The 12,741-nt window shown below is 62.3% G+C and carries 15 protein-coding genes and 1 riboswitch; of the genes, 12 read left to right on the top strand and 3 right to left on the bottom strand.

Annotation, left to right across the window (positions count from 1 at the left end):
- Positions 1-60: 60 nt before the first annotated feature.
- The 3 genes from IEY47_RS12945 to nrdR all read right to left on the bottom strand — a co-directional run bounded on the left by IEY47_RS12945 (position 61) and on the right by nrdR (position 2,729).
- Positions 61-723, bottom strand: a complete 663-nt coding sequence (locus IEY47_RS12945) for a riboflavin synthase (protein WP_188983661.1) — start codon at positions 721-723, stop codon at positions 61-63.
- A gap of 132 nt (positions 724-855) precedes the next feature.
- A riboswitch (FMN riboswitch) is annotated at positions 856-1,015 on the bottom strand.
- A gap of 146 nt (positions 1,016-1,161) precedes the next feature.
- A complete protein-coding gene (ribD, locus tag IEY47_RS12950; RefSeq protein WP_188983662.1) occupies positions 1,162-2,268 on the bottom strand; it encodes a bifunctional diaminohydroxyphosphoribosylaminopyrimidine deaminase/5-amino-6-(5-phosphoribosylamino)uracil reductase RibD in 1,107 nt (368 codons plus the stop codon).
- A complete protein-coding gene (gene nrdR / locus IEY47_RS12955; RefSeq protein ID WP_188983663.1) occupies positions 2,265-2,729 on the bottom strand; it encodes a transcriptional regulator NrdR in 465 nt (154 codons plus the stop codon). The genes ribD and nrdR overlap by 4 nt, the downstream gene beginning before the upstream one ends.
- 228 nt (positions 2,730-2,957) lie before the next feature.
- Between nrdR and IEY47_RS12960 the strand changes: the two genes are divergently transcribed.
- From IEY47_RS12960 to IEY47_RS13015, 12 genes are all read left to right on the top strand, one after another.
- On the top strand, positions 2,958-3,404 hold the full coding sequence (locus IEY47_RS12960) for a YbaY family lipoprotein (RefSeq protein WP_188983664.1): 447 nt from the start codon (positions 2,958-2,960) through the stop codon (positions 3,402-3,404).
- Positions 3,401-4,087 (top strand): class I SAM-dependent methyltransferase, encoded by a 687-nt coding sequence (locus tag IEY47_RS12965; RefSeq protein WP_373293582.1) that lies wholly within the window; start codon positions 3,401-3,403, stop codon positions 4,085-4,087. The genes IEY47_RS12960 and IEY47_RS12965 overlap by 4 nt, the downstream gene beginning before the upstream one ends.
- A 60-nt stretch (positions 4,088-4,147) precedes the next feature.
- A complete protein-coding gene (gene trxA, locus IEY47_RS12970; RefSeq protein ID WP_188983665.1) occupies positions 4,148-5,020 on the top strand; it encodes a thioredoxin in 873 nt (290 codons plus the stop codon).
- Between the two features lie 236 nt (positions 5,021-5,256).
- The gene (locus tag IEY47_RS12975; protein ID WP_188983666.1) at positions 5,257-5,979 is read left to right on the top strand and encodes a beta-ketoacyl synthase chain length factor; all 723 of its coding nucleotides are present in this window, start codon (positions 5,257-5,259) and stop codon (positions 5,977-5,979) included.
- Positions 5,955-6,782 carry a lysophospholipid acyltransferase family protein gene (locus IEY47_RS12980; RefSeq protein ID WP_188983667.1) on the top strand — a complete coding sequence of 276 codons (828 nt, stop codon included), beginning with the start codon at positions 5,955-5,957 and terminating at the stop codon, positions 6,780-6,782. Before IEY47_RS12975 ends, IEY47_RS12980 begins: the two co-directional genes overlap by 25 nt.
- Positions 6,742-7,005, top strand: a complete 264-nt coding sequence (locus IEY47_RS12985; protein WP_188983668.1) for a phosphopantetheine-binding protein — start codon at positions 6,742-6,744, stop codon at positions 7,003-7,005. The genes IEY47_RS12980 and IEY47_RS12985 overlap by 41 nt, the downstream gene beginning before the upstream one ends.
- A 9-nt stretch (positions 7,006-7,014) precedes the next feature.
- Positions 7,015-7,266, top strand: coding sequence for an acyl carrier protein (locus IEY47_RS12990; protein ID WP_188983669.1), 252 nt, complete (start codon positions 7,015-7,017; stop codon positions 7,264-7,266).
- Positions 7,263-7,808, top strand: a complete 546-nt coding sequence (locus IEY47_RS12995) for a COG4648 family protein (RefSeq protein WP_188983670.1) — start codon at positions 7,263-7,265, stop codon at positions 7,806-7,808. Before IEY47_RS12990 ends, IEY47_RS12995 begins: the two co-directional genes overlap by 4 nt.
- Entirely contained in the window at positions 7,805-9,484 is a 1,680-nt protein-coding gene (locus tag IEY47_RS13000) for an ApeI family dehydratase (RefSeq protein ID WP_188983671.1), read from the top strand. Before IEY47_RS12995 ends, IEY47_RS13000 begins: the two co-directional genes overlap by 4 nt.
- Positions 9,477-10,211 carry a glycosyltransferase family 2 protein gene (locus tag IEY47_RS13005; RefSeq protein ID WP_188983672.1) on the top strand — a complete coding sequence of 245 codons (735 nt, stop codon included), beginning with the start codon at positions 9,477-9,479 and terminating at the stop codon, positions 10,209-10,211. The genes IEY47_RS13000 and IEY47_RS13005 overlap by 8 nt, the downstream gene beginning before the upstream one ends.
- A complete protein-coding gene (locus IEY47_RS13010) occupies positions 10,208-11,158 on the top strand; it encodes a lysophospholipid acyltransferase family protein (RefSeq protein ID WP_188983673.1) in 951 nt (316 codons plus the stop codon). The genes IEY47_RS13005 and IEY47_RS13010 overlap by 4 nt, the downstream gene beginning before the upstream one ends.
- A complete protein-coding gene (locus IEY47_RS13015) occupies positions 11,133-12,671 on the top strand; it encodes an HAL/PAL/TAL family ammonia-lyase (protein ID WP_188983674.1) in 1,539 nt (512 codons plus the stop codon). Before IEY47_RS13010 ends, IEY47_RS13015 begins: the two co-directional genes overlap by 26 nt.
- Positions 12,672-12,741: the final 70 nt, after the last annotated feature.

The following is a 12,741-nucleotide window of genomic DNA, read 5'->3' on the forward strand; positions in this document are numbered from 1 at the left end:
GTCAGTGTCCTTAGAGCCTAAGGGTGAATAGCCTCGGCCCTTCTGCGTCGAAAGCCCGTGTTAGCGATTCAGGTAGCCGTGCTCGGCCAGGAAATGCTCGCTGATACCTGAGGTGTTTGGCTCTGCCGCTCGCTCGCCGAGCAACAACCGCTCGATATAACGCGCGAGCACGTCCACCTCGAGGTTCACGCGTCGCCCCGCATGGTAGTCGCCCATGATGGTTTCGCTGAGCGTATGCGGCACGATCGTCAGTTCGAATTCAGCGCCATTTACTGCATTCACGGTCAGGCTCGTACCGTCGACGGTGATCGAACCTTTCAGCGCGATGTAACGCGCCAAGTCGCCGGGCGCTCGGACGGTGAACTGAATGGCGCGAGCGTTATCGGCACGTTTGACGATCTCGCCGACACCGTCGACATGACCACTGACCAGATGCCCGCCAAGCCGGCTGGTGGGCAGCAACGCCTTCTCGAGGTTGACGCGTGCGCCAGGTTTGAGATCGACAAATGCACTACGCGCGATCGTTTCAAGACTGACATCCGCCCAGAAGCCGTTACCCGGTAGCTCCACCGCCGTCAGGCAGACGCCATTCACGGCAATGCTATCGCCGAGTTTCACGTCAGACAGATCGAGTTTGCCGGTCTCCACCAGAACGCGAAGGTCACCCCCTCTCGGCGTCAGCGTTCGCACCTGGCCTATCGCTTCGATTAAACCGGTAAACATGGCGCCTCCGTAGGCAACGGGTGCTCGATGAGAAGTACATGCATGGAATCACTCCTGTTTTGTATAAAAACAGGGCGATGGATCGAAGGGAAAAATGCGTACGGGCACCGCAAGGCTGCAGTGCCAGGCAAATCCCGCTCTCTCTCATCCGGACTATGACCGTCGGCTCCGGAGTCGCACCGGATCTGCTGACCTTGCCCCTTCGTTCAGAATTGGCGCAAGCGCTCGCGGGCTGGATGCATTGCGCATCATCACCGCCGGTGGGGAATTACACCCCGCCCTGAGAACGTATCGATCACTGACCGAGGTCGGTGATCGGCAGCGTTTTTAACACACCCGGAGGTAAGGGGAAAAGTCCACGTGACAGGTCACGCCGCCCGTCACACCGATTCACTTAAGAGCCAAGAGCGCGGTTGTTCCTAATCCTTAACCAGTCGTTTACGCAGGTTTTGCGGTTATCAGCCAATCTGTGCCAACCGGACGTATATCGCAAATGTTCAGCTCGCGTGCCTCTGCCATCTTTTCCAACGGCAGTTCCAGAAGCGGGCGCGCACCTGACCCGAGAAACTTCGGCGCGACGAACAGCTGGTACTCATCCACCAATCCTAGCCGGGCGAACGCACCTGCTAAGCGCGGACCTGCTTCGACCAATACGTCGTTGAGCCCGAAGGCACCGAGCGAGCGAATCAGGCCTTGCAGATCCACCCGCCCGCCGCCATCGCCTGTCGGCATTTCCAATAGCTCATGGCCATGCTTGGCGTAATCCTCGGGCATGCCTCGAGTGGCGCACACCACCAACGCCGGCCCGGCCTGAAAGAAAGGCACGTTCAGCGGCACCCGTAACGCGCCATCTACCAACACTCGCAACGGTTGCGCCCGCGTCGCCAGTTCAGTGGTTTCCGCATCGAGTCCTAGCTCGTCGGGTCGCACCGTCATCCGTGCCCGATCCGTCATCACCGTGTCGGCGCCGGTAAGGATCGCGCTGGAGCGTGCACGCAATCGCTGAACGGCCGCGCGAGCCGCAGGGCCGGTGATCCACTGGCTCTCGCCATTGGCCATGGCAGTGCGGCCGTCCAGGCTCATCGCCATCTTCACGCGCACATAGGGCATGCCCGTTTCCATGCGCTTGACGAAACCGATGTTCAACGCCCGCGCTTCATCGCCCATGACACCGCAAAGCACATCGATATCCGCGTCTACCAGTCGACCCAGCCCGCGGCCAGACACCTGCGGGTTCGGGTCACGCATGGCGGCCACGACGCGTGCAACGCCCGCATTCACCAGCGCCTCGGCACACGGGGGTGTACGGCCGTGATGACTACACGGCTCGAGCGATACATACACCGTGGCACCACGGGCGCGCTCGCCGGCCTGTTGCAGCGCGAACACTTCGGCGTGCGGCTCACCCGCGCGCGCGTGCCACCCTTCGCCGACGATCTCGCCATCGCGAACGATCACGCAACCGACACGTGGGTTGGGATGCGTCGAGTACAACCCTTTCTCCGCCAGCGCCAGCGCGCGGGCCATATAGGCGTGATCATTCATTCGCGTGTCGTCTCCCTAGACATCCGCTCGATCTCATCGCGGAACTCCTTCACGTCCTGAAACCGACGATAAACCGACGCGAATCGGATGTAGGCAACCTCATCCAGCTTCTGCAGCTCATTCATCACCAGTTCGCCCAGAACGATCGATTTAATTTCACGCTCCCCCGTCGCACGAAGCTTGTGCTTGATGTGCGAGATCGCTTCTTCGAGCCGCTCGATACCGACCGGCCGCTTTTCCAACGCGCGTAACATGCCAGCCCGCAGCTTTTCTTCGTCGAAGGGCTGGCGGCTACCGTCCTGTTTGATCAAACGCGGCATCACCAGTTCAGCGGTTTCGAACGTCGTGAATCGTTCCCCGCAGGCCACGCACTCCCGACGGCGGCGGACCTGATCGCCATCGGCGACCAACCGGGAGTCGATGACCTTCGTATCGTTGGCGGAACAAAACGGACAGTGCATGGCAGTCGCGACAGGCAGCGGAAGGGACACTCATGGTAGCGCATCCCGAAGGTGACACAAGCAAGCGCCAGATACCGCGGCAGGCCCAGAAATGAACGCACGGTGATCGTCCTTGCCAAAGATGGACGTACCGATACTCACACGCGCAGGAACGATCGCCACACCGGCAGACATCGCCTTGGGTTTGCGGTATATCGGTAGCCGTTTTTTCATGCCGCGAGTCAGATCATGCTCAAACGTTCATCCTTGCTATCCGTCATGCTCCTGCTCGCGGCGTGCGCCAGTGAAGCGCCGCAGGAACCCGCCGCGCCGCCGCCCGCCGCCGAGCAAACGGTCGACATCGACACTGAAGCACCATTGCCCGCTGACTTCCATGCGCTGACGGGCCGCCTGGACGGCGCGCCGGCAGGATCCGACATCGAACTCGCCTTGCTCCAGATCGACGACAATCATCGCCCGCAGAAAATGCTGGCCACGATGAAGCTGAAGGGAACCGGGACGCCTATCGCTTTCAAATTGCCGTTCAATCCAGAAAAATTTCCGGCGAACGGCCGCGTCGAACTGCACGGCAGGGTTACGCAGGCAGGGATGCTCATCAAGCGCTTGCCGCAACGCTACGTGAGCGGTTCGAACAACCAAAGTCTAGGCACGCTCATGCTGGTGCCGGCACCTTGACCGAACCCCGCGCGCTAGGCGACGCCCTTCGGGCCTGCCTAGCCGAAGCGTCACTGGTTCGTACCTCTCTTCCAGAAACGGACCTGCATTTGTGGCTGATCGACCCGGCCAATATGCGCCGCGCCTTCGGGCCCGAAGAAACCCGCCGTATTCTCGAAGAGCCCCCGTATTGGGCATTTTGCTGGGCCAGTGGCCTGGCATTGTCGCGCTGGCTCGCGGCTCACCCGGAGACGGTCAGGCAGCGCAAGGTGCTCGACTTCGGGGCCGGTTCCGGCATTGCAGGGATCGCGGCGGCGAAGCGCGGCGCCCGTGACGTCGTTGCCTGCGACCTGGATCCGGTAGCCTTAGGAGCCGCGCGTGAGAATGCCGAGCTCAACGGCGTAACGCTTCGCTATGAAAGCGACCTTTTCAGCACCCGCGAACGCTACGACCTGCTCATCGCCGCCGACGTCTTGTATGACCGCTCCAACCTGCCGCTTCTCGACCGCTTCGGCGACTACGCGGACGATGTCATCATCGCGGACTCGCGCATCCGGGATTTCGACCACCCGCACTATGTGCGCGTCGGCCAGTTGCAGAGCGACACCCTGCCCGATCTGTGCGAGTCGGGCGAATTCAGAACCGTCAGCCTTTATCGCCGTCGACCCGGCCTACCGCGCCAAGCCGACGCGCCCGCCTCTTGAAGAAAACGCAACGAGCCCCGAAGCTATCGGGCATCTATTCATTGCGTGCACAGGATTCCCATGAGCGACCTGCCTTATATCTATGACATTTCCGGCGCGGCGGACTTCGACCAGCGTGTCGTCGAAGCCTCGTTCAGCACCCCCGTGCTGGTGGACTTCTGGGCTGATTGGTGCGCGCCTTGCAAAGCGTTGATGCCGTTGCTCGCACAGATCACCGAAAGTTTTCGCGGCAAATTGCTGCTCGCGAAAGTGAATTGTGATGTCGAACAGGACGTGGTCATGCGGTTTGGCATTCGCAGCCTGCCCACCGTCGTGCTGTTCAAGGATGGCCAACCCGTGGACGGTTTTGCCGGTGCGCAGCCCGAGTCTGCCATCCGCGAAATGCTCAAGCCTCACGTCAGCGAACCGGCTCCAGAAGCCGAAGATCCGTTGACGTCCGCGCAATCCCTCTTCGATGAAGGCCGCACGAGCGACGCAGAAGCGCTGCTCAAGACGCTGCTGGCCGACGATAACGAGAACGCCGCAGCGCTGATCCTGTACGCCCGTTGCCTTGCCGAACGCGGCGAGCTGAACGATGCCAAGGCGGTGTTGGATGCAGTCAAGGGTGACGAGCATAAGCACGCGATCGCCGCCGTGCGCGCGCAACTGACCTTCCTGCAGCAAGCGGGCGAACTGCCCGATGTGGCGACTTTGAAATCGCGCGTCGCACAAAACGCCGATGACGACGAAGCGCATTACCAACTTGCCATTCAGCAACTGTCTCGCCAGCAATACGAAGCGGCGCTCGATGGCCTCCTCAGCCTCTTCACGCGCAACCGCGCCTACGGCGATGGGCTGCCGCATAAAACATTGCTCCAGGTCTTCGATCTGCTGGGCAGCGACCACACGCTGGTGACTCAATACCGCCGCAAGCTTTACCAAGCACTGTATTGAGTGTGAATCGCTGATTGTCCGCGCGAGACGCACCAGCGTCTCGGCTCCGGATCGATGGCGCGTAGACGTGGCCGTCTAGGCAGCGGGTCTGCGCCTCCTATCCGAACATGTAAACGAATGTTTGCTCCTGAACTATCGGGCCGAGATAATGTCACTCTCGCACGCCGATAGGAGTTGTCGGGCGCTCACCGCACAGAGCGAAAGGACGCCTCGACAGGCCAGGGCTTGCCTACACAATGATCCAATTCAATATCGACAGCTGGCGCGCATGGGCGCCGGAGCTAGCGCGCCCGAATGATTGGGCGCATCGGAGCAAGACCGACCGCGAGCGCTCGAGCAGCACGGGCGAGCAGCCGGATGTCAGCTTTCTTCCTGCAATGCAGCGACGCCGCCTAAGCAGGCTTGCCCGCATGGTATTCCATGCCGCCTGGCCGCTGGCCGAGGGTCAACCGCCCCTGCCCTTCGTCTATGTCTCCCGCCACGGCGAAACCAGCCGCACGTTCTCCATTCTCAATGACCTGGCACGCGATGAGCCGTTGTCGCCGACGCAATTCAGCCTGTCCGTGCATAACGCGGTCATTGGCCTGTGGTCCATCCTGCGCGCCGACAACAGCGAGATGACCGCACTAGCCTGCGAAGGTGACGGACTTCAATACGGCGCCCTCGAAGCCGAAGCGTTGTTGGCCGAAGGCGCACCCGCCGTGCTACTCGTCGTTGCCGAAGAACAACCCGACGCTGTGTACGACGACTGGATCGATGACGTCCCTTTTTCCTATGCGACCGCCTTTCGACTCTGCAAAGGGCACGACTGGACACTGTCTCGCCAAACGCGCACGACCCATGACGAGCCATACACATGGCCGCATGCACTCAACCTGATCCAGGTGCTATCGAGCCAATCATCTTTCTGCCAAAACCAAGGTAAAGGCCATCTATGGACGTGGCAGCGCAACGCATGAAGCAACCCCATAGCCCGCCACGCGCCTGGCGTTTGGTCGCCACTGCGCTGTGCTTCCTCGTCTTCGGCGTAGGCGGGCTATGTTTACGGCTGATCGTCTTCCCGCTGCTGGCTGTCGTGCCCGGTGACGCATTGGCGCGCCGACGCCGCGCACGCATGACCATCAGCCGGTTGTTCTGGCTATTCGTCCAGTTCATGAGCCGGACCGGCGTGCTCTCCTACGAGATCCAAGGCCAGGAGCGACTTGGCCAGCCGGGTCAGATGGTTATCGCGAATCATCCGTCCCTGATCGACGTCGTCGTACTGATAAGCCTCATTCGCGACGCCAATTGCGTGGTCAAGGCCTCGCTGTGGCGCAACCCGTTCACCCGCGGCCCGATTCGCGCCGCCGGTTACATCAGCAATAGCGGCAGCATGGACATGCTGGACGAAGCCGCCGACGCCTTGCAGGTGGGCGAAACATTGATCGTGTTTCCCGAAGGCACGCGAACCACTCCTGGCCAGCCGCCCTGCTTTCACCGCGGTGCCGCCGCCATCGCCTTGCGCGGAGCACGGGTCATCACGCCCGTCGTCATCACTGTTTCGCCATCGACGCTGACCAAGGCCGAGCCCTGGTACCGCATTCCAGCGCGCCGATTTCACTTTTGCCTGCGCGTCGGTGCCGACATCGAGCCGAACAGCTTCACGGCTGGCCATTCGCTGCCGATAGCCTCACGCAAGCTCAACGACCACTTACACCAGCATTTCATCAAGGAGCTCGCCCGTGAGCCTTCTGCATTTGGAAATCAAGAACCTGATCATTGATGCCCTCGGGCTCGAAGACATCGGTCCGTCCGACATTGGCAACGAACAGACCTTGTTCGGCGAAGGGCTCGGCCTCGACTCAGTCGACGCCCTTGAACTGGGGCTGGCCATCCAAAAGCACTTCGGCATTCGAATCGACGCCGATGCCAAAGACACGCGCGTGCACTTCACCAACGTATCCACCCTGGCGGCCTACATCAGTGCTCGCCAAGCGGTCGCCTGAGGAATAGCCATGCAGACCCGTGACGAAATCTTCAATACGCTACGCGACGCACTGGTGGAGCTGTTCGAACTGGACGCCGAACGCGTGACCATGGACGCCAATCTCTACCAGGACCTGGAAATCGACAGCATCGATGCCGTCGATCTGATCGACCACATCAAACGCCAGACCGGCAAGAAGATCGCCGCCGAGGATTTCAAGGCGGTGCGCACGGTCGGCGATGTCGTCGATGCCGTCCACCGGATGGTCGCCCCCGCGTGACCCGATTGATTGGCCTGCTGTTGCTTGGGGTAGGTATCGCCTATCCGTTCGCCGTGTACTTCGGCCTGCAACACCTTTCGCCCAGGGTTTTTGCAGTGCTGCTCGGTGCGCTTTGGCTGCTGCGCGCAATCAGCCCTGGGCCACGCGCACTGCAACGCTGGATGACCGTGCCGGTGTTGGCGTTCTGCTTGCTGCTAGGCGTTGCCGACCATGAAGATTTGCTGCGCTGGTATCCCGTGCTGGTCAACCTGATGTTGCTCACGCTGTTCGGCTCGAGCTTGAAGATCGGCATGCCGGTCGTCGAGCGGATGGCGCGGCTGCGCGAGCCTGCCCTGCCGGCGCACGCCGTGCGCTACACGCGGCGCGTCACCGAGGTCTGGGTACTGTTCTTCATCGCCAACCTTGGAATCACCATCGGGCTGACGCTGTGGGCGCCGCTGGCGTGGTGGACCCTGTACACCGGGTTGATCGCCTATCTGCTGATGGGCGCGCTGTTCCTGGCGGAATGGCTGATACGCCAGCGCGTGAGAGCAGCAGCATGAGCGGATTCATCGCGCTTCGCGACATTCTTCTCGACGGCGTGGACGAGCGCACAGCGGCGGTCGGCCCTGCGCTCGAACGCCGCGAGCTCGTGGACGATGCCTTGCGTTTCGCGGCGGAACTACAAGCGCGGCACATCCAGCAGATCGCGCTCCATCTTACGGACGCCGCAGCGGTCGCCATCGCGCTGCTGGGTGCCTGGCGTGCGGGCGTACGCGTCGTCATGCCTGCTGACCTGCAGGACGACAGCCGTACACGCCTCCTACACACAGTCGACGCCCTCATCAGTGACGACCAGCCCTTGGATACGTGGCTGACCCAGGCGCCATTGACGCCTGCCCCGCTGGCCCCCTACGACGCTTGCCTGGTCCTGAGCACCTCGGGCTCAACAGGGCAACCGAAGCTCATCGAGAAACGCCTTTACCAGCTCGCGAACGAGATCGCCGCGCTGGAGCAACAGTGGGGTGCCGCACTGGGTGACGCACTCATCGTCGCCAGCGTTTCGGCACAACATATCTACGGCCTGCTGTTTCGGGTGTTATGGCCGCTGTGCGCCGGGCGCCCGTTCGTGCGCGAAGTTCAGCCCTATCCCGAATACCTCCAGCAGGCCAGCCTCGGGCATCGCCAAGACTTTGCCTGGGTGACCAGCCCGGCATTGCTCAAACGGCTTGGCGATAACCTCGATTGGCAGGCGCTGCGTTCGGTACGCAAGGTGTTCTCCTCCGGCGGTCCACTGCCTGCGGGCGCCGCAAACGACGTACAGCGTCGCTTCGGCCAGCCCGCCTGCGAAATCTACGGAAGCTCCGAAACCGGCGGTATCGGCTGGCGTGAAGGAACGCTGCCCTGGACGCCGTTCGCAGGTGTCAGCATCGAGCCCAGCGGCGACGGTGGCTTCCTGATCAAGTCTGCATATCTGCCTGCCGGTCACGCCGAGCCCTGTGCCGATGCCGTACGTCATCTCACCGACGGCCGCTTCGAGCTGCTGGGACGGCTCGATCGCATCGTCAAGCTCGAAGAAAAACGCATATCGCTGCCCCGCCTCGAACAGGCGCTGCTGCAGCATCCTTGGGTCGCCGACACGCGCCTGGGCGTCGTGCACACCAATCGCGCCTTCCTCGGCGCTCTGGTCGCCCTCTCCGAACAGGGGTTACAGGCCTTGCGCAATGGCGGGCGGCGAGCATTGACCGAGGCATTGCGCAGCCACCTGAGTGGACATTGCGAAGCCCTTGCACTGCCGCGGCGCTGGCGCCTCGTGGGGCAACTGCCATCGAATAGTCAGGGCAAATTGCCGCAACGAGACGTCGATGCGCTACTGGCCGCCGAACGTACCCGGCAGCCCGAACGGCTCTCCCTCGAACAGCAAGACGACGAGTGGAAGGTCACCCTGGCCGTACCGCTCGATCTCGCCCATTTCAGCGGGCACTTCGCGACGACACCGATTCTGCCGGGCGTCGTCCAGGTTGATTGGGTTATGAGCCTAGCCCGCGAGCTGATGCCGTTGCCACCGCGCTTCGGTGGCCTGGAAGTCCTCAAGTTCCAACAGCTGGTACGACCTGGCGATCATATTCTGCTGACCCTGAGGTTCGACACGGAACGCAGCAAGCTGTACTTCACCTTCCACAACGGCGAGGCCACCTGCGCCTCCGGCCGAATCGTGCTAGAGCAGGCCCATGCATAGCCCGTGTGTGGTGATCCCCGTCTACAACCATGAGCACGCGCTGCCCATCGTCATCGAACGTTTGCAGCGTGCCGGACTGCCCTGCGTGCTGGTAGATGATGCGTCCAACCTCGCGTGTGCAGCGGTGATGGACCGCCTCGCCGAAACGGATGGCATCCATCTCGTGCGCCTGCCCGCGAACCAGGGCAAAGGCGGTGCCGTCATGGCGGGCCTGCGTGAAGCATCGCGTCTCGGCTATAGCCACGCGCTGCAAGTCGATGCGGACGGCCAGCACGATTTGGACGACCTCGATGCCTTTCTCGATGCATCCCAACGCCATCCCGAATCGCTGGTCTGCGGCTATCCGGTCTACGACAGCAGTGTCCCCCGGAGCCGCTTGTATGCGCGTTACCTCACGCACGTCTGGGTTTGGATCAACAGCCTATCCCTGTCGATTCGCGATTCCATGTGCGGCTTCCGGGTATACCCGCTGAAGGCGACCCTCGCCGTGATCGACAACGCCCGACTCGGGCGGCGCATGGATTTCGATCCTGAGATCCTTGTCCGCCTGGCTTGGCGGGACCAACCCATGCAATGGCTGCCAACCAAGGTTCATTACCCTCTGGACGGCGTCTCGCACTTTCGTCTCTGGCAGGACAACGTCCTGATTTCCAAAATGCACGCCCGTTTGTTCTTCGGCATGTTGCTCAATGCCCCCCGAATCCTCTGGCGTCGAGCACGCGCATGACCGACCGCCAATCCCATCATTGGGCCGATCAACGCGAGCGTGGCAGTCTCATGCTCATGCGCCTGACCGCATGGCTGGCGCGCACCCTGGGGCGACGCACGCTGACCCCGTTGCTGTATGTCATCGTTTTCTATTTCTATGTCTTCGGCCGCCGCGCCAGAGACTGTGCACGCCAATACCAGACGTACCTCGCTAGTTGGAGCGGTCGCCCGGAGCTGCGCCCTACGCGCCGGCGCGTTTTCACTCAATTCATGACCTTTGCCGAACACCTGCTCGACAAACTGGACGCCTGGAATGGTCGGTTGCGCTACGAGCACGTGGTGTTGCACGACCCCGACGGCGTCCGCCAGGGCCTGAAAGGGGAACGCGGCCAAATGCTGGTGGGGGCCCACCTCGGCAACCTGGATGTCTGTCGCGCGCTGGCCGAAGCGGGCAAACGCGTGAAGATGAACGTGCTGGTGCACACGCGCCATGCCCAGCGCTTTAACCGCCTCCTTGGCGAAGCCGGTGCCGACCAGGTACAGCTGATCCAGGTCAGCGAACTCAACCCGGCCACGATGCTGCAGCTGTCGGAGCGGCTGGAACGAGGCGAATGGCTGGCCATCGCCGGGGATCGCGTGGCACTGGGGGGTGGGCGTCATGCCGAAGTCGACTTTCTTAGCCACCCAGCACGTTTTCCGCAAGGCCCCTGGATGCTCGCCGGCCTCTTGAAGTGCCCCGTCAACCTGCTGTTCTGCCTCAAGCAGGAGGGGCGCTACCACGTTCACATCGAGCGTTTTGCCGATGCCATCGAATGGAAGCGCGATACGCGCGAGCAGGTCATCCGGCAATGGGTCGCGCAGTACGCCGAGCGGCTTGCCCAGCGTTGCCTCGACGCCCCCTTGCAATGGTTCAACTTTTTCCCCTTTTGGAGCGAGCACGATGACCGATCCCGTCATCTTCGGTGAAGGTCACCTGTCCATCGAAGCGATCATGGCCGTTGCGCACCGGCAGGCACCGACGCGGGTGCAGAAGGATGCCGAGTATCAGGCGCGAATCACGCGTGGCGCGCGCTTTCTAGACACGCTGCTCGACAAGGAGGGCGTGATCTATGGTGTGACCACCGGCTACGGCGATTCCTGCGTGGTCGCGGTGCCCCTGCATCAGGTGGACGCACTGCCGCGCCAGCTGTACACCTTCCACGGGTGCGGCCTCGGTCAGGTGCTCGACGCGACATCCACACGCGCGGTGCTGGCTGCACGTCTTCGCTCGCTCAGCCACGGCGTATCTGGCGTCCGCTTCGCGTTGCTGGAGCGCTTGCAGGGGTTCATCGAGCAGGACGTATTGCCGCTGATCCCGGAAGAAGGCTCCGTGGGCGCCAGCGGCGATCTCACGCCCTTGTCCTACGTGGCCGCCACGCTGTGCGGAGAACGCGACGTGCTGTGGCAAGGCGAGCGCCAGACAGCGGCTGCCGTGCACGAGGCCCTGGGCTGGACGCCACTTACGCTGCGGCCAAAGGAAGCGCTGGCCATCATGAATGGCACTGCCGTGATGACCGGCCTTGCCTGCATTGCCTTCGCCCGCGCCGATTACCTGCTCAAGCTGGCGACGCGCATCACGGCGCTGAACGTCATCGCCCTGCAAGGCAACCCTGAGCATTTCGATGAGCGCCTGTTCGCGGCCAAACCGCATCCGGGGCAGGCACAAGTGGCCGCCTGGATTCGTCAGGACCTTGCCGTGAGTGGTCCGACACAAGCCTTGCACCGCCTACAGGATCGCTATTCGATCCGCTGCGCACCGCACGTACTGGGCGTATTGGCCGACAGCCTCGGCTGGTTGCGGCAGTTCATCGAAACGGAGCTCAACAGCGCCAATGACAACCCCATCATCGACGGTGACGACGAGCGCGTCCTGCACGGTGGGCATTTCTATGGTGGCCACATCGCCTTCGCCATGGATGGGTTGAAGAATCTGGTGGCGAACGTTGCCGATCTTCTGGACCGACAACTCGCGTTGCTGGTGGATACCCGCTACAACCATGGGCTGCCGAGCAACCTGTCCGGCGCGCCCACGAGCAGCGCGATGATCAACCATGGGTTCAAGGCCGTACAGATCGGTGCCAGCGCCTGGACCGCTGAGGCCCTGAAGAACAGCATGCCCGCCAGTGTCTTTTCCCGCTCGACCGAATGCCACAACCAGGACAAGGTCAGCATGGGCACCATCGCCGCCCGCGATGCATTGCGCACGCTCGAACTCACGGAACAAGTCGCGGCCGCTACACTGATTGCCGCGAATCAGGGGATTTGGTTGAGAACCCGAGCGGGCAACCTGAATCTGCCAGCCCCGCTACAGGCCATGCACGACCAGTTGCAGGCCGACTTCGTCCCCGTCATCGAAGACCGAGCGCTGGAACCCGAGCTGCGTCTGTGCCTGGACCGTATCCGCTGCCAGCACTGGGGGCTGTATGCGCCCAAAGGCTAACGCCCCTACTCTGATCTGCTCTCGCGAAATGGCCGCTTGCCGCGGCACAGCCCGCGTCGCTTTCCGGAAA

Origin of the sequence: Pseudomonas matsuisoli, assembly GCF_014647635.1 — a bacterium.
GTDB lineage: Bacteria > Pseudomonadota > Gammaproteobacteria > Pseudomonadales > Pseudomonadaceae > Pseudomonas_P > Pseudomonas_P matsuisoli.